Source organism: Catalinimonas alkaloidigena, assembly GCF_029504655.1.
In the GTDB taxonomy this organism is placed as follows: domain Bacteria; phylum Bacteroidota; class Bacteroidia; order Cytophagales; family Cyclobacteriaceae; genus Catalinimonas; species Catalinimonas alkaloidigena.
The window spans coordinates 7,442,574-7,459,193 of the sequence record NZ_JAQFIL010000001.1 but is presented as its reverse complement, the minus strand read 5'-3'; the positions used below and the strand labels follow the sequence as shown (position 1 = coordinate 7,459,193).

At 44.6% G+C, this 16,620-nt stretch carries 15 protein-coding genes; 7 read left to right on the top strand and 8 right to left on the bottom strand.

Annotated elements, in window-relative coordinates; genetic code table 11:
- Nucleotides 1–60: 60 nt before the first annotated feature.
- Nucleotides 61–1,713, bottom strand: coding sequence for a glucose-6-phosphate isomerase (gene pgi / locus OKW21_RS30335; protein ID WP_277487119.1), 1,653 nt, complete (start codon nucleotides 1,711–1,713; stop codon nucleotides 61–63).
- Nucleotides 1,714–1,817: 104 nt separating this feature from the next.
- On the opposite strand from pgi, the gene OKW21_RS30330 reads away from it, so the two are divergent.
- Nucleotides 1,818–2,171 carry a YraN family protein gene (locus OKW21_RS30330; protein WP_277487117.1) on the top strand — a complete coding sequence of 118 codons (354 nt, stop codon included), beginning with the start codon at nucleotides 1,818–1,820 and terminating at the stop codon, nucleotides 2,169–2,171.
- Here OKW21_RS30330 and OKW21_RS30325 read toward each other — a convergent pair.
- The 3 genes from OKW21_RS30325 to OKW21_RS30315 all read right to left on the bottom strand — a co-directional run bounded on the left by OKW21_RS30325 (nucleotide 2,168) and on the right by OKW21_RS30315 (nucleotide 5,124).
- Nucleotides 2,168–3,514 carry a hypothetical protein gene (locus OKW21_RS30325; RefSeq protein WP_277487114.1) on the bottom strand — a complete coding sequence of 449 codons (1,347 nt, stop codon included), beginning with the start codon at nucleotides 3,512–3,514 and terminating at the stop codon, nucleotides 2,168–2,170. The two genes, OKW21_RS30330 and OKW21_RS30325, sit on opposite strands and share 4 nt — an antisense overlap.
- Before the next feature lie 245 nt (nucleotides 3,515–3,759).
- Entirely contained in the window at nucleotides 3,760–4,248 is a 489-nt protein-coding gene (locus tag OKW21_RS30320; RefSeq protein WP_277487112.1) for a cupin domain-containing protein, read from the bottom strand.
- A 6-nt stretch (nucleotides 4,249–4,254) separates the two neighbouring features.
- A complete protein-coding gene (locus OKW21_RS30315; protein ID WP_277487110.1) occupies nucleotides 4,255–5,124 on the bottom strand; it encodes a toxin-antitoxin system YwqK family antitoxin in 870 nt (289 codons plus the stop codon).
- 284 nt (nucleotides 5,125–5,408) lie between these two features.
- Here OKW21_RS30315 and OKW21_RS30310 point away from each other — a divergent pair, with 284 nt between their 5' ends.
- The 3 genes from OKW21_RS30310 (at nucleotide 5,409) to OKW21_RS30300 (ending at nucleotide 7,879) form a co-directional block, all read left to right on the top strand.
- Nucleotides 5,409–5,777, top strand: coding sequence for a hypothetical protein (locus OKW21_RS30310; RefSeq protein ID WP_277487108.1), 369 nt, complete (start codon nucleotides 5,409–5,411; stop codon nucleotides 5,775–5,777).
- A 205-nt stretch (nucleotides 5,778–5,982) separates the two neighbouring features.
- The gene (locus tag OKW21_RS30305) at nucleotides 5,983–6,588 is read left to right on the top strand and encodes a hypothetical protein (protein WP_277487105.1); all 606 of its coding nucleotides are present in this window, start codon (nucleotides 5,983–5,985) and stop codon (nucleotides 6,586–6,588) included.
- A 145-nt stretch (nucleotides 6,589–6,733) separates the two neighbouring features.
- Complete coding sequence (locus OKW21_RS30300; RefSeq protein WP_277487103.1) at nucleotides 6,734–7,879, top strand: mannonate dehydratase; 1,146 nt, start codon at nucleotides 6,734–6,736, stop codon at nucleotides 7,877–7,879.
- Nucleotides 7,880–8,021: 142 nt separating this feature from the next.
- Here OKW21_RS30300 and OKW21_RS30295 read toward each other — a convergent pair whose 3' ends face one another.
- Complete coding sequence (locus OKW21_RS30295) at nucleotides 8,022–10,319, bottom strand: FdhF/YdeP family oxidoreductase (RefSeq protein ID WP_277487100.1); 2,298 nt, start codon at nucleotides 10,317–10,319, stop codon at nucleotides 8,022–8,024.
- Nucleotides 10,320–10,328: 9 nt separating this feature from the next.
- Entirely contained in the window at nucleotides 10,329–11,201 is an 873-nt protein-coding gene (fdhD, locus tag OKW21_RS30290) for a formate dehydrogenase accessory sulfurtransferase FdhD (protein ID WP_277487098.1), read from the bottom strand.
- A gap of 142 nt (nucleotides 11,202–11,343) precedes the next feature.
- Between fdhD and fdhA the strand changes: the two genes are divergently transcribed.
- The 3 genes from fdhA (at nucleotide 11,344) to OKW21_RS30275 (ending at nucleotide 15,239) form a co-directional block, all read left to right on the top strand.
- Entirely contained in the window at nucleotides 11,344–12,531 is a 1,188-nt protein-coding gene (gene fdhA, locus OKW21_RS30285) for a formaldehyde dehydrogenase, glutathione-independent (RefSeq protein WP_277487095.1), read from the top strand.
- A 119-nt stretch (nucleotides 12,532–12,650) separates the two neighbouring features.
- Nucleotides 12,651–14,021 carry a BNR repeat-containing protein gene (locus OKW21_RS30280; RefSeq protein ID WP_277487094.1) on the top strand — a complete coding sequence of 457 codons (1,371 nt, stop codon included), beginning with the start codon at nucleotides 12,651–12,653 and terminating at the stop codon, nucleotides 14,019–14,021.
- Between the two features lie 147 nt (nucleotides 14,022–14,168).
- Nucleotides 14,169–15,239: a M20/M25/M40 family metallo-hydrolase gene (locus OKW21_RS30275; RefSeq protein WP_277487092.1), complete on the top strand. Its 1,071-nt coding sequence runs from the start codon at nucleotides 14,169–14,171 to the stop codon at nucleotides 15,237–15,239.
- A gap of 61 nt (nucleotides 15,240–15,300) precedes the next feature.
- Here the strand turns inward: OKW21_RS30275 and OKW21_RS30270 are convergent, their stop codons facing one another.
- On the bottom strand, nucleotides 15,301–15,858 hold the full coding sequence (locus OKW21_RS30270; protein ID WP_277487090.1) for a cupin domain-containing protein: 558 nt from the start codon (nucleotides 15,856–15,858) through the stop codon (nucleotides 15,301–15,303).
- Nucleotides 15,859–15,972: 114 nt separating this feature from the next.
- Nucleotides 15,973–16,545 carry a dihydrofolate reductase family protein gene (locus OKW21_RS30265; RefSeq protein ID WP_277487088.1) on the bottom strand — a complete coding sequence of 191 codons (573 nt, stop codon included), beginning with the start codon at nucleotides 16,543–16,545 and terminating at the stop codon, nucleotides 15,973–15,975.
- Between the last annotated feature and the right edge of the window lie 75 nt (nucleotides 16,546–16,620).

Below are 16,620 nucleotides of genomic sequence, written 5' to 3'. Positions count from 1 at the left end.
TTATAGCTTTTAGCATACACTATATCTAACTATAACACCAAGAACCATAACACTTAGAATCTACCTTCTCATATCTTTATAAGCATTAATTAAGCCATTAGTAGAAGCATCGTGGCTATTTACTTTACTTTCGTCTTCCAGTTCGGGCAGGATATTTTTAGCCAGTTGCTTACCTAATTCTACACCCCATTGGTCAAAGCTGAAAATGTTCCAGATTACTCCCTGCACAAAGATTTTATGCTCATACATCGCTATGAGCGTGCCCAGGGTACGGGGAGTGAGTTTTTTAAATAGGATAGAATTGGTAGGACGATTCCCTTCAAATACTTTGTAAGGCGTGAGCTTTTCTACTTCTTCTTTACTCAAACCCTGTTTTTCAAGTTCTGCTTTCACTTCTTCTGTCGTTTTGCCATTCATCAAAGCTTCAGGCTGGGCAAAGAAGTTAGCCAACAGTTTCTCATGATGATCTCCCACAGGATTCAGCGTCTGCGCCGGTGCCAGAAAATCGCAGGGAATCAGTTTGGTCCCTTGATGGATCAACTGATAGAAAGCGTGCTGGCCGTTGGTTCCCGGCTCGCCCCAGATGACAGGTCCGGTCTGATAATCCACCGGCTGGCCGTTACGGTCCACATATTTACCATTACTTTCCATATTACCCTGCTGGAAATAAGCCGGAAAACGGTGCATGTATTGGTCGTAAGGCAATATGGCTTCTGATTCGGCACCGAAAAAATTGTTGTACCAAATCCCGATCAGCGCCAGGATAACCGGAATGTTTTGCTCAAAATCCGCCTGCTGAAAATGCTGATCCATAGCATGGGCGCCTGCCAGTAGCTCTTCAAAACGATCAAAACCAATAGTGCAGGCTATAGGCATACCAATAGCGGACCAGAGGGAATAGCGCCCACCTACCCAGTCCCAGAAGCCGAACATATTATCAGCATCTATGCCAAAGGCTTCTACTTTTTCTTTATTGGTAGATAGGGCAATAAAATGCTTTTTAACTGCTTCCTGATTGCCTCCTTCTTTTAAGAACCAGCTTTTAGCCGACTCTGCATTGGTCATGGTCTCCTGTGTGGTAAAGGTCTTGGAGGCAATGATGAAAAGAGTAGTCTCGGGATTAAGTGCTTTGAGGGTCTCGGCGATATGGGTACCATCCACATTGGATACAAAGTGGGCTTTGATATTGGGCACCTGATAATGCTTCAGAGCTTCAGTCACCATCACCGGACCAAGATCAGAGCCTCCAATACCAATGTTAACAATATCAGTAATGGCTTTCCCGCTATACCCTTTCCATGTTCCGCTGATCAACTGCTCGCTGAACTGTTTCATTCTTTGCAGCACCTCATTTACCTCAGGCATCACATCCTGCCCATCCACCATCACCGCTTTACCCGACTGATTACGTAAAGCCGTATGCAGCACCGCGCGATCTTCGGTCTGGTTGATATGTTCACCACTAAACATGGCCGATATAGCCTCTTTCAGCTTACTCTCTTTTGCCAGTTCCAGCAGCAAGGCCAATGTTTCCTGCGTCATGCGGTTTTTGGAATAGTCTAGCAGTATGTCTTCAAACTTTGTGGAAAAATGCTGAAACCGCTCAGCGTCAGTTTTAAAAAGCTCTTTTATATGTACATCTTTCGTCTTTTTATAATGCTCACTGAGTTTTTTCCAGGCTTGCGTTTGTGTAGGCTTGATCTTGGGTAGCATATCAAAAAAATTTAATTTGTGATAATGTAATGGCAAAATAGAAAATGAATTCAAACTTTGGGAATAACTACTTCATTTTGCGATAAACAATCTCCAGGAAAAGGATGAGAACGCCAGCACAACATACAGGGCAATCAGGAGAAGAACTTGCCGCACGCTTCCTTGAAAAGAAAGGGTTTACAATTATAAGCCGCAACTATCGGTACCGAAGGGCGGAGGTAGATCTGATTGCCCGCAAAGCACAACTACTGATATTTGTAGAAGTCAAAACACGAAAAGGCAGTGCATTTGGTAATCCTGAAGATTTTGTAGACAGCAAAAAAGCAGCCCTGGTGATTGAAGCAGCAGACCATTATATCCATCAGAATGATTGGCAGGGTAATATTCGCTTTGACATCATTGCTATACTTACCAAACCTGAAGTTGACATTCAGCACATGGAAGATGCTTTTTTTTAATACTCATCTTCTGCCGGTCTCACTTTGCTAAGCATTGCCTTCTTATTGAAAAGTAAAAACTGGCAGCCCACTCCATAGTTAAACGTATGATAGTTTACCGCAATATTATCTGTATCATGCGCTTCCTGGATGAAGCCTTCTTTCAGGTCAAAGCCGTTTTTGGTGTAGCCTATATCCAACACTACCAATACTTTTTCACTCATGGGTAACTTTATTTTAGCACCAAACTGCTGCCCAACTCTGTTGATGAAAGCTTCATTGAAAGTAAATTCCTCACTAATTTCATTGGCATAGCCTGAGAAAGTTTCATTCCGTAAATGATTGTATTTGAATAGATGAAAGTAAGGAGAAAGATAAGAATTGCGAATCAGGCGGATATCATACTCAGCAAATAAGCCGTACATAAAGCGAGTACGGGACCAGTTACCAATATTATAATGCGTAACTTTCTCAGGGGGTTTTTCAGTATCAGAAAAATCTGTCAGGTACTGCTCTTCTCTTCCTAACTGGTTGGCATCTAATGCGAGGTTGATGCCTACATTCAAGTTACGAAATGCATAAGACAGGCTCGCTGAAAACCTGGAGACAGCATCTATGGCTGCGGAGTATTTTTTATTCTTATTATCGGGTGTGTCGTAAGCAAAATACATATCACCGCTACCGGTAGTAAAAGCTACTTGCAGGTTTAGCCTGGACCCCATACTTAGTATAGGCACCTGATACTTAGGTTCCGAACTTCGCTTCTTCGTTTTACCAGCAGGTTCTACCAGATAAATATCCAAACCTTTAAGATATTCTTTTTCCAGCCCCAGATCAAAGATCGTGTATTCCCAGCTTTTCTCACTGCCTTCGGGCTGTATGCTTACTTTACTAAATGTCTCCTTTTCGTTGAAAACCATGAAATCACCATCATCCGAAAAGTCAAAATTGTGGTTGGCATCCACGAAGTAAGCCAGACGATCGCGCAGATTACCGATGACCACTGCACTTACAATCCTTTCTCCTTCCTCATTAGGTATGCCTACCATCATCACCAGTGTATCAGGCATAGCAGTCATATTGGGAAGCTTGAGTTGATAGCTTTCATTTTGAAAAGGAGCCGCTCCCATCAGGTTGCGGTTGAGGAGAGAAGCATTGATCGTATTATTGCGGTAGCGAAAGATAGCATTAGGTAACTCACTCATACTTTTAACTTCAGTCCCCTGATTGTCTGGCATGAGCTTGTACTTGTTATACTCATACAAGTCTACCTGCTGAGGTTTAATAATAGGAAAAGTAGTCTGGGCATATATTTTAGAAAAAGAGAAAGCAATAAACCCTAAGCACAGTATAATTTTCTTCATCAATCAATATTTGGCTTGACATCTATACTAAGATACAATGTCAAAAATACACTTAAGCCCTCATTAAAAAAACGGGTCAGACTACAGCCTACGATAATTCACCATATAATTACAGCAAAAGGAATAAGAAACGTTTTTTAAATTGGATTTCCATACTTTTAAGAAACAAAATATGGACTAATGGTTGGACTACTACTCCGATCTTTTCTTAGTTTTTCCCAAAAGCGCAGGGTCGTCGCTTTCAGTTATTCGGGATAAGTAAGCTCAGTAATGACTTGGGTATGTTGGGGAAACTGCTCAATCAGAGCGCTACGGCTGGCCATTTCAAAGTCCTGAAAGTCAAAACCGGGAGCAACGGTACAACCCACCAGACCATAAGAGGAAATATCTGCCATGCGGGAAGCGAACCATAAACCACCGGGCACTACCAGCTGAAATGTTTCTCCCTGATCAGCTTTGCCACCCAAACGATGTGTTTTAAGTTCTCCGTTCTTTTCCAATACTAATACTTCTATGGGGCTGCCTGCGTAGAAATGCCACATCTCGTCGGAGTGGATACGGTGAAAAGCGGAAAACTTATCTTCCAGCAAAAGAAAGTAAATAGCCGTACTGTAAGATCGGTCTAGTTCCTGAATCTTTCCCTCCGAGCGATAGGTCTCAGCATAATATCCTCCTTCGGGATGAGGTTGCATGTTAAGATGATCTATCCAGTACTGTGCGTCTTTTTCAGGCATGTAACTTTACTTTTTATCTCGTTCGTACACTACCTGACCCTGAGGAGTCCACTCTTTGGTGGTGTAAGGAAGAGTTTCGTCAAAAGGGTCGTCGGGATATTTGATTTGCTTTTTGGGTAGGCGATTTTTATAGTCGTAATACTCCGTCCACAGACCTACTTTTTTATCCTGCTGAAATTCGCCTTCTACCGCGATCTGCCCGCTTTCATGAAAGTAGTAGTAGTAGCCCTCTCTTTGACCGTACTCTATAGGGATTACCTCTTTCAGTTTATTCAGTTCATCCTTATCATAATATGTGATCTCAGAGTCACGTGGCCAGCCTTTAGAATATTTTTCTTTATCTAGTAAGATATACTCCTTGTTGTAACGGGTCCATCGGCCATGCTTGGTACCCTTGTAAAAAATACCTTCTTCCAGCACTTCGCCATCTTCAGTCATCTTCTGATAAGGTCCATGCAGTATTTGTGCTTTATCTTCCTGAATGTTACGAGTAGACCGTATCTGATTCCGTTTGGTATCATACCAATAGATATCACGTACATAAGGGTCAGGCTCTTCGTAATCTTTCAGATAATGGAAAAGCTCAATAATGACATCCTGACCATAACCAGCCTCCGCATATCCTTTTCTGGTCTTGATATCATAATAAACGTTTCTTTTACGTTTTTTCTCCTTCTTCTCGCTTTCTTCTTCTTCCTCCTCTTCCTCTTCCGCATCCAGATTGATCGTAAGTGGTACTTTGGTGGCGGGGTCCAGTATGAACTGTCCGGCAGTATCCAGGGGAGCAGGTTCTTCTACAGAAGTCTGGGCATACCCTTGTCTGCTTATAGAAGCTATTACCATAAAAAAGCTCAAAAAGAATATGAATCGTGCCATATTTTGAGTTCACCTTTTGTTTGCTAACGGAGTATCAGCCAGCAATAGTGTACTTGTGGTTAATTGTTTGTTTGCTAAATGCAATGTAGCCTTACTAAGTTCCGACATATTTCCAGAAATGACAAAAGTGATCATTTAAAGTCCGTATCCGTATAGCCTTCAGCTTACTTTTCTCAAATTTTATACCGTAAACAACCGCTTCTATCAAACAAACAAGGAGCTTTCTGACTTATTTACGCAACAGGTTTGCATTATTAACTGTGTCTACCTTACTTTGAAAAAGTATGTTCATACACCAATTAAATACTTTCCGAACAAGCTTGGCCAGAGGACTTATGGTCTATCTGTTGCTGATGTATTTAATTTGGTTCCCTTTACATCTGCAGGGACACACATCTCATAGTGCTATTCATGATCTGAAACAGATTGAAGGCAATGTTCCGAACGATTCTACACCGGATGATAACGCGCCCCTCAAAGATTTTTGTCGCCTGTGTGAGTGGTGGACACTACAAGATATGGCCGAAGCACTCTGGCAGTTTGACTATGTGCCCTTTTCAGTAGAGCATTCCTATCAACTCGCTACTTACTTAATTCCTAATATAGAGGCTACGGCTCAGTTGATTCCCCGTGCACCTCCTGCCCTGGTATGACAATCTGCTTTCTTAGCCCACTTACCTTTTATCTTTCTCATGAGTCATAGGATGAATAGTTATGCTATTCAGTCATATGGTAATTATACCGGTAAAACTATCGCCTATCATATAGGCCTATAGGTGTGAGTGGAGAAGCTGATGCGGCTAAGAAGCAATACTCTGGTATTCAACACTAATTTTTCTTACTAATTAATTTACACTTATGAAATGGATGAACTATGCGGCCTATGTGCTGCTTGTGGCTGTGTCTTTGCTGTTTACTGCCTGCGAAGAAGATGATGATGTGCCACCTGCCGAAAACGAAGAAGAGGTTATTACCAATGTCACACTTACCTTCACACCTGAGGGGGGTGGCGATGCTGTGACTGCCACCTGGGTAGATGCCGACGGAGAAGGAAGTAATGACCCTGTACTTACAGACATTGAACTGGCTACTAATACCACTTACACAATGGAAATGACCTTGCTCAATGCCATTGATCCGGATGATACCGAAAGTATCACTGAAGAGGTGAGGGAAGAGGGGGGTGAACATATGTTCTTCTTCAGCTGGACCGAAGGGCTCTTCACTGACCCCAGCGGTGATGGCAATATCGGCAGTAATGAACGCAACGACCCGCTCAATTATGAGGATCAGGATGAGAACGGGCAACCCATAGGGCTAGAAACCCAATGGACAACAGGAGATGCTGCCAGCGGCACTTTCAGAGTTACGCTCGCTCATCAACCGGATATTAAGTCTGCTACTTCTACCTCTGAGGATGGCACTACCGATGTGGATATCACCTGGGATATTACTATCCAGTAGATGAATCATTGGGAGGTAGTACAATGCCTATCTCCCTTTTCATCTCAGTCAATGTGCAGCATTGAGCTGAGCTGGTAAAGCAACTTTGGCGTTGCATCTCTCGGGCAAAAGGTGTTTATTTATATACATACCTATACCTATTGCTATGCACAACAACCGAAGAGATTTTATCAAAAAAAGCGCCTCAGTGGCTGCGCTTTCTATTGGTGGCATCCATAACGCCTCAGCAAATACACCTCATCAAGTCAGAAAATCTTTAACAGACACTTCAGCGCTAGTGCAGGATGCCGGTATGCAGATGTGTCTGGCTTATTTCTGGGGCATAGAACCCTATAAAGTAGAACTGGCCAAGCAAATGAGGGTACTGGGGGCTGTAGGAGGCATCAGTCCCCACATGGTTGGCATGAATGACAAGCCTAATTGGGAGTACAGCGTCATCAAAGCGGTGAAAGAAGCCTGGCAGAAAGAAGGTTTGCAACTGAGGGTCATAGAAGGACCGCCTTCATTGTATCATAAAACCAAACTAGGACTGGAAGGCAGGGATGAAGAGATAGAAAACTTCATCACCTTTATGAAAAATATTTCCCAGTTAGGCATAGATACGGTTTGCTATAACTGGATGCCGGTCATCAGTTGGGCACGCACCACGATGGACCGCCCCAGTCGCGGAGGCGCGCTGGTCAGTGCTTTTGACATAGAAGATATCAAGGATGAACCCCTGACAGAGTATGGTAAGTTTACCCACGAAGCTATGTGGCAAAACATAGAATATTTTCTTAAAGCAGTAATACCTGAGGCAGAAAAGTATGGCATCAAACTCGCCCTTCATCCTGATGACCCGCCCATAGATATGATCAGAGGCATTCCCCGCATCATGACCACAGTTGATGCTTTCAAACGCTTGATAGAGATTGTGCCGAGTGATAGCAACGGCCTTACCTTCTGCCAGGGGAGCTTTGCCTCTATGGGTGGAGAAGATGAAGGTGTAGATATTCCCGCTGCCATTGAGTATTTCGGAAAAAGAGGAAAGATCCACTTTGTGCACTTCAGAGATGTGAGGGGTAGTAAGAATAATTTTGAAGAAACCTTTCATGATGATGGCAAGACCGATATGTACCGTGCCATGCAGGCCTATTATGATGTAGGCTTTAAAGGACCCATACGCCCTGACCATGTGCCTACGATGGCCAGAGACAGCAACGAACACCCTGGCTACAGCACCATTGGCACCCTATTCGCCATCGGCTACATCCGCGGACTGATGGAAGGCGTAAGTCATAGCAGTAGTTAAGCTTGTTCAACTAAAGTAGTTCTTCGCTTAGCCCCTGCCGACCGGGATGCCGGAGCAGTGAGGACTCCCTTAAAGACCTCCAAGCTGAAAAACAATAGCCTAATGCGCAACTCGTAATTAAGCTCCACGGCCTTTCCTCACTTCATTCACTCTTCTTTATTTTAATCACCACTGACTTGGAGATAGGCTGGTTGCTTTTACGCGCCATACGATTATGAGGAACCAGTGTATTGGCTTCAGGAAAATAAGTAGCCACACATCGCCTGGGAATGCTGTAAGGCACTACCAGAAAACCCTCTGCTGATCTTTCCGACCCATCATAATAACTATAAAGATTAACTTTATCTTCCTTTTTCAGACCATGTTTTCGTATGTCTTCCTTATTCATTAATACTACTCTACGATCGTACGCTATACCCCGATAGCGGTCATGCAAACCGTAAATGGTCGTATTGTACTGGTCGTGACTTCGGATGGTCATCATCAGAAAATCATCCTCTGCCAATTGATGATCAGGGTTCTCATTGACGGTAAATTTGGCTTTACCAGTATCTGTATTGAACTTACCTACTCTGGCGCCATTGGGCAGATAGAAACCTCCTGAGTTACGCACTCTGATATTGTAAGCATCAAATCCATCTACGGTCTTTTCTATAGCATCACGGATATGATCATAATCGGAGACCATCTCATCCCAGTCCACTGTTGACTTACTCTCCAGCGTAGCTTTAGCCAGTTCCGCTACAATTTTGGGTTCGCTCAGTAAATGGGGAGATGCCGGATCTTTGCCGCCTCGGGTCTGGTGTACTACCCCAGTAGAATTTTCTACTGACAAAAACTGAGGGCCGCTTACCTGCATATCCAGCTCGGTACGGCCCAGGCAGGGCAGGATGAGGGCGGTCTTGCCATGCACCAGGTGGCTTCGGTTCAGCTTGGTAGACACATGTACGGTCATTTTACATTGCCGCAGTCCTTTGGCAGTATATTCCGTATCCGGTGTAGCAGACAGGAAATTACCTCCCATTCCCATAAAAAACTTGGCTTTACCATTAGCCATAGCCTCCATAGAGTGCATCACATCATAACCATCTTTGGCTGGTGGTTCAAAGTTAAAGGCTTCTTTGAGCTTTTGTCTGAATTCCGGCTTCAGCTTTTCCCAGATACCCATAGTCCGGTCACCCTGTACATTACTATGCCCTCTTACCGGACAGGTGCCTGCTCCGGCTTTGCCGATACTTCCCTTAAGCAACAGCAGATTGACAATTTCTCGAACATTGTCCACACCATTTTTATGCTGGGTCAGGCCCATCGCCCAGCAGATGATGATCTTTTGTCTGGAAGCCAGTAATTCAGCAGTCTCTTCAATCTGAGCTTTGGAAATGGCGGTCTGACTGATCAGTTCATCAATATCATATTTTTGCAAATCAGCCAGCAGCGCTTCGTATCCGCTGGTATGGGTTCGGATGAATTCTTCATCCAGCACCATCCCTGGATTTTGCTTCTCTTTTTCCAGCAGAATTTTCATGAGTGCTTTGAGCAAGGGCACATCCGCATTCAATCTTAATTGTAAAAAAATATCCGTAAGTGCAGTACCTTTACCCGCCATTTCCCAGGGGTGTTGTGGGTTCTTGAAACTCATCAAGCCAGTCTCAGGTAGTGGATTAACAGAAATAATCTTCGCTCCATTATGCTTGGCCTTCTGTAGTGCAGTGAGCATGCGGGGATGGTTGGTGCCGGGGTTCTGTCCCATAATCATGATCACTTCTGCTTCATAAAAGTCTTCCAGCGTAACCGAGCCTTTTCCTATGCCCACTGTCTCTGACAAGCCAGTGCCACTGGATTCATGACACATATTGGAGCAATCAGGCAGATTGTTGGTCCCGTACTGTCGCACAAAGAGCTGGTACAGAAAAGCCGCCTCATTACTGGTACGACCTGAAGTATAAAAAATGGCCTCATCGGGAGAATTTAACTGCTGTAGCTGCTTTCCGATAATGTCAAAGGCTTCATCCCAGTTGATAGCTTCGTAATAGTCATTTCCTTCCCGCAAAATCATAGGTTCGGTGAGCCGGCCACTTTTTCCCAGTTCATAATCAGTCCACTGCCTAAGCTCCTCTACGGAATGGGCTTTGAAGAAGGCAGGATTACATGTATCAGTAGTAGCTTCTTCGGCTACTGCTTTAGCGCCATTCTCACAAAACTCAACCGGTGAACGCTTGTCATCCGGATCAGGCCAGGCACATCCAGGACAGTCAAAGCCATCAAACTGATTGATCTGGCTCATGAGTCGGGTCCCTTCTACTATACCTACATCACCGTATACATGCTTGGCTGAACTGAGAATGGCCGGTAGCCCCGCAGCCACCTTTTTGGGCTGTGTCAATTTTATCTTATGCTGTTCCTCAGCTTTTTCAGCAGATAAGTTAGTTGCCTTAGACATATGTAAATTTTAAGTAAATGTTGGTGTTTTTTCTTCAAGTGCTACTCTGTGACTGCCACTGTAAATATTAAACTTTTGGTCTCTTACGAAGCCTATCAATGTAATATCATACTGATGGGCAAGCTGTACAGCCAGGCTGGAAGGGGCTCCTACCGCCGCGATCATAGCGATACCACCCATCAAAGCTTTTTGTACCAGTTCAAAACTTACCCTGCCACTCAACAGTAAAAAGCAGTCTTTTGGAAACTTATTCCCGATCAGTGAGGTCCCCAGCAATTTATCCAAGGCATTATGCCTACCCACATCTTCCCGCCACAACAGCAGTTTGCCATCCTTGTCAAATAATCCAGCAGCATGTATCCCTCCGGTATGGTTAAATACTAATTGGGCTGCGCGCAACTTTGCCGGCGCCTGATGAACCGCCTTAACGTTTACACTAAATTTGTCAGAACGCGGTGGGCTACAAAGCGTATCCAGCGCTTCAATAGACGCTTTACCACAAACACCACAGCTGGAAGTAGTATAAAAATTTCGTTGCAATCGTTGCAGATCAAGCCTGGTATCAGGAGAAAGTACTACCCGCACAATATTCTCTTTTGCTGCTTCCTGCTTTTCTGATTGGTCGCCCCCCCGGCAGTACCTGATGCTTATCACGTCTTCGTAGCTTTGAATGATTCCCTCACTAAAGAGAAAACCCAGTGCCAGCTCAAAATCATGGCCGGGAGTACGCATGGTAACTGAGATGCTGCTTTGTTGTCTTCCATCAACAGGACCATAGGTCAGACGGATTTCCATAGGCTCTTCCACAGCCAGCAGGTCTACCTCCTGATGAGTATCATTGCCTACCTTCAAAATACTGGTGTGCTGTACACTACTTTTCATCTCCTTCTATTCATTCATTAATTTACTATATGCAAACTTACTATAAATATATCCTCTTTGCCTTTATTGGCAATTTTATAAAAACACTCTCTTTATACCATTCATTTTACTAAATTGTTAAAACAACCTAAACAAAAAACTTATGGCAGACAACAGAGGAGTAGCGTACATTGAGCCCGGCAAGGTGGAAATTCAGAACATTGACTTTCCTAAACTGGCCCTGGGCAAACGGAAATGCGACCACGGAGTCATTCTAAAAATCGTTTCTACTAACATTTGCGGCAGCGACCAGCATATGGTAAGGGGACGTACTACGGCTCCGGCAGGACTAGTACTCGGACATGAGATTACTGGTGAAATCATTGAAGTTGGAAGGGATGTGGAGTTTCTTAAGAAAGGAGACATCGTTTCTGTTCCCTTTAACATTGCCTGTGGCCGTTGCAGAAACTGTAAAGAAGGGAAAACGGGTATTTGCCTGAATGTCAACCCTGCAAGGCCAGGTGCCGCCTACGGCTATGTAGACATGGGAGGCTGGGTAGGTGGTCAGGCAGAATATGTGATGGTCCCTTATGCAGACTTTAACCTTCTCAGGTTTCCTGACAAGGAGCAGGCGATGGAAAAGATACGTGACCTCACGCTCTTATCAGATATATTCCCTACCGGTTATCATGGTGCCGTAACCGCCGGGGTAGGGCCAGGGTCTACCGTCTATGTAGCAGGAGCCGGACCCGTAGGGCTGGCCTGTGCTGCCTCATGCCACCTCCTTGGCGCAGCGGTAGTGATTGTAGGAGATATGATTCCTGAGCGGTTAGCGCAGGCGAAAAGCTTCGGTTGTGAAACGATTGACCTGAGAAAAGAAGCCACACTGGAAGACCAGATTGCCCAGATTCTAGGTGTCAACGAGGTAGACTCAGCGGTAGATTGTGTAGGCTTTGAAGCTAAAGGGCACGGCCACCATGCACATGAGGAACAGCCGGCTACTGTACTCAATGCTGCCATGCAGGTAACCCGTGCGGGAGGGGCTATTGGTATCCCCGGTTTGTACGTCACTGGTGATCCCGGAGCTGCCACAGAAGCAGCCAAGGAAGGTAATCTAAATATCAGAATTGGGCTGGGCTGGGCAAAATCCCACACTTTCCATACCGGTCAGTGCCCTGTAATGCGTTACCACCGACAGTTGATGCAGGCTATCCTCTACGATAAGGTACAGATCGCGAAAGCGGTCAATGTACAGACCATTACCCTGGATGACGCACCAAAAGGTTACCAGGACTTTGATAAAGGAGCCGCGACCAAGTTCGTCATTGATCCGCACGGAATGTTAGCGTAAAAATGAGGCATAAAGTCTTTAGGGTATGATGATGTATCATACCCTATTTTTTTGATATTTTGTGACCCTATGAATTAAAAATACTCAACCACCTATTCCAAAAATCAGATTTAAACACTATGCTTTTTTCTAGAAAACTGGCTTTCCTGGCTTTATCTTATGGATGCACGTTTATGCTGCTATCCTGCAACACACCTAGCACTACCGCAGACACGGCTCCAGCAACAAAGCAGATTGACTCACTATACATTGATGATGTATGGTCAGGACATCCGGTAGGCTTCGCCCTGCTCACCGATCCACCGCATCAGTTTGCAGCCTATTATGATAGCAATCGGGTGATGACGATAGCACAACGCAAACTGGGAGAAAAGAACTGGAAGAAGAAAAAGCTACCCGAAACCATAGGTTGGGATTCACACAATTACATCTCCATGGAGCTGGACAGCAAAGGGCACTTGCATGTATCCGGTAATATGCATGTGGATAGCCTGGTCTATTTCCAGGCCACTGAGACCTATGATGTAAATAGTCTTGAACGCAAGGAACAACTCATTGGAAATCTGGAAAGCCGGGCTACTTATCCCAAATTCTTCTCTTCACCCGATGGCGACCTTATCTTTACCTACCGGGATGGCGGGAGTGGCAATGGCAATCAAATTTACAACCGCTACAACCCTGAGACGCAAGCATGGAGCCGCCTGCTAGATGAACCCCTCATGGACGGAAAAGGGGAAAGGAATGCCTACCTGCACGGTCCTGTACCCGGCCCGGATGATTACTATCACCTGATCTGGGTATGGCGGGAGACGCCCGATGCCGAAACCAATCATGACATCTCCTATGCCAGGAGCAAAGACCTGGTCCATTGGGAGCAAAGTGATGGTACACCTCAGCCTCTACCCATTACCCTGGAAAACTGCGAAATCATTGATCCGGTACCAGTTGAGCAAGGCATGATCAACGGCAATACCAAGATTGGCTTTGACCAGAACGACCAGTTGGTAGTCACCTATCATAAATTTGGGCCTGAAGGCAACACACAGGTTTATAATGCAAGACGAGAAGAGGAAGACTGGAAAATCTATCAGGCTACCGACTGGGACTTCCGCTGGGATTTTGGGGGGAGAGGTTCTCTCGGCAAAAGGCTGGGTATTTTTCCTGTTGTCGTAGAACAAGGACAGCTTACCCAGCAGTACTGGATAGACACTTTAGGGCTACAGAAATTCATGCTGGATGAAGAAAGCCTCGCTACAGTAAAAGAACTGCCGGTAGACAAAGGCTATCCTGAAGATCTGGAAGAAGTACGCTCTGCTTTTTCGGGGATGGAAGTCAACCTGCTTACTGACCAAACCGATGATGGAGATACTTACACGCTCCGCTGGGAGACTTTAACCCGTAACCGTGACCGTCCTCGCGAAGGAGCCTTACCACCTCCCAGTCCGCTGATGCTTTATCATGTTTCTGAAGGTGAAAACAAGTCTTTTTGAGACCAGCGCTTTATTGATGCCTACTTAAATCGCATTTACCGGTTATTCTTTTCCTTACGTGTTTTGTAGCTTTGCTCAGCTAAACATGCTCAGCCGATTGCTGTTATGGATAGCTAAACAGAACCCATTAAAAATTAAACCCATATCATGGATAAAGACAGTAAAGATTTTTTAGTAAAGTACTTGAATAATGCTTCTCCCACCGGTTTTGAGTCTTCCGGCCAGCAACTCTGGCTGGATTATATGAAGCCCTACATGGATAGCTATTTCACCGATGTGTATGGCACCGCCGTAGGGGTCATTAATCCCAAAGCAAAGTATAAGGTAGTCATTGAGGCACATGCCGATGAGATCAGTTGGTTTGTCAATTATATCACGGATGAAGGTAATATTTACGTCAGTCGCAATGGAGGTTCTGATCACCAGATCGCCCCTTCCAAAAGAGTGAATATCCACACCAAAAAAGGCATTGTGAAAGGTGTATTTGGCTGGCCGGCTATTCACGTGCGCGACAGAAACAAGGAAGAAGCCCCCAGCATGAAAAATATCTTCATTGACTGTGGCTGCAATTCAAAGGATGAGGTGCTGGAAAAAGGAATTCATGTAGGCACGGTCATCACTTTTGAAGATGAGTTCATGGAACTGAACGATCGCTATTACGTGGGTAGGGCTTTGGACAACCGTATTGGAGGTTTTATGATCGCCCAGGTAGCCAAGCAGCTCAAAAAGAAGAAGAAGAAATTACCATTTGGCCTGTATGTGGTCAATGCTGTTCAGGAAGAAGTGGGGCTGAAAGGCGCTCAGATGATTGCCCAGCGGATCAAGCCGGACGCCGCCATTATCACGGATGTATGTCACCATACCGCTTCGCCTATGTATGATAAGATTGTAAGCGGAGACCTGAAGGCAGGTGAGGGGCCGGTACTCACTTACGGACCGGCAGTGCAGAATAATCTGCTGAACATGATTATTGATGTAGCCGAAAAGCAAAAGATCCCTTTTCAGCGGGCCTCTGCTTCACGGGCTACGGGCACCGATACCGATGCATTCGCCTACTCTAACGAGGGAGTAGCTTCCGCACTGATTTCCCTGCCGCTGAAGTACATGCACACTACGGTGGAGATGGCCCATCAGGATGACGTAGAAAATGTGATACAACTGATGTATGAATTTTTGCTACAGCTCAAAGACAAGCATGACTTCAGATATATCAAATAACCGTTTTCTAAGATGAACCGCTTTACCCCGTTAGTTTAACAACTGACGGGTTATTTTTTCTCTAATCTATCTTCAGCGTTGGACCGACAACTTCCATTTCATTTGCTGCAAATATTGCTGCGATTTCTTCAGGGGTAGGCTCTTTTTCCAGAGAAGCCATCGTCACAAAAAAACTTTCCATTTTTCCTGCCGGTTGAAAAATCACTGTCATTTTTCCTCTTTCACTCATTTGCGTCCAGGCATGAGGTACATTTCTGGGGAGGAAAATGCTATCCCCTTTTGAAAGGTGATACTTATCATCTCCTACCTGAAAATAATACGCTCCTTCCACCACATAAAAAACCTCATCCTGAAAAGGATGTATGTGTAAGGGCGTTCCTCTTTTAGGTGATATACTCGTTTGTTCAAAGATAGCCATGTCTCCGTCCGTATCCTTCCCAGAAATTTTTACATCCAGAATATTGCCGTTAACCCCTTTCAGTTGTATATGCCCGTGAATACGACCTACACCTGCTTTCACTACAAAACCCTTACTTTCTCTGTTAGGCAAGGGCTTCATTTTTCTGCTCGCCAGCCAGGGAGCGGCAGCAAGCATGCTGAGGAATTGTTTTCTTTTCATCGTTTACAGGTAGTAAGAATAAACCTACCACCCATCTGAAGCTACAATATTTTTACCGCATTAGGGTACAAGCATCTGTTAAATATTTTCAGCCAAGTGATCAACTCCAAAAGTCTACGCACGCTCTTGTTTTGGAGCAGCAGAAGCCTCATCTTGCTTATCATGTTTTTCATACCAGAGCTGTACCAGGCCTGAAGGATAGGTAGCGCTATGGGTGAATTTTAAATGCTGTTCGGGCCTACCATCTTTAAAAAGCCTTACTCCACTGCCTAGCAGGTGAGGAATGATGGAAATGATCATTTTGTCAATCAATGCATCTTTCAGTAAGGCATATACAAGTTCCCCTCCTCCATCACAATAAATATTTTTTCCCTCCTCCTGCTTGAGTTCGGTAATCAGAGCTTTCAAATCGCCACTGAAAAATTCTACATTTTCATCGCTGCCCTTTTTTGTTCTGGACAATACAATGCATCTTTTGTCTTTATGCGGAAACTCAATACCGAAGGATAACATTTTGTCATACGTCTTTCTTCCCCAGATCAGCGTATCTACTTGCTGCTGAAAGGCTGCATAGCCATAATCTTCGCCCGGCCATTCTACTATGAAAAGAAAGTCAATATTGTCATCGTCCTTAGCGATATAGCCGTCCAGGCTCATGGCGATGTAGAGAATGAGTTGTCTGTCCATAGTATGCTTAAGATTGGTTCCGTTGAAATAAAGTTAATGCTATTTAAGAAGCTCCGCTCTCTTAAGTGACATTTT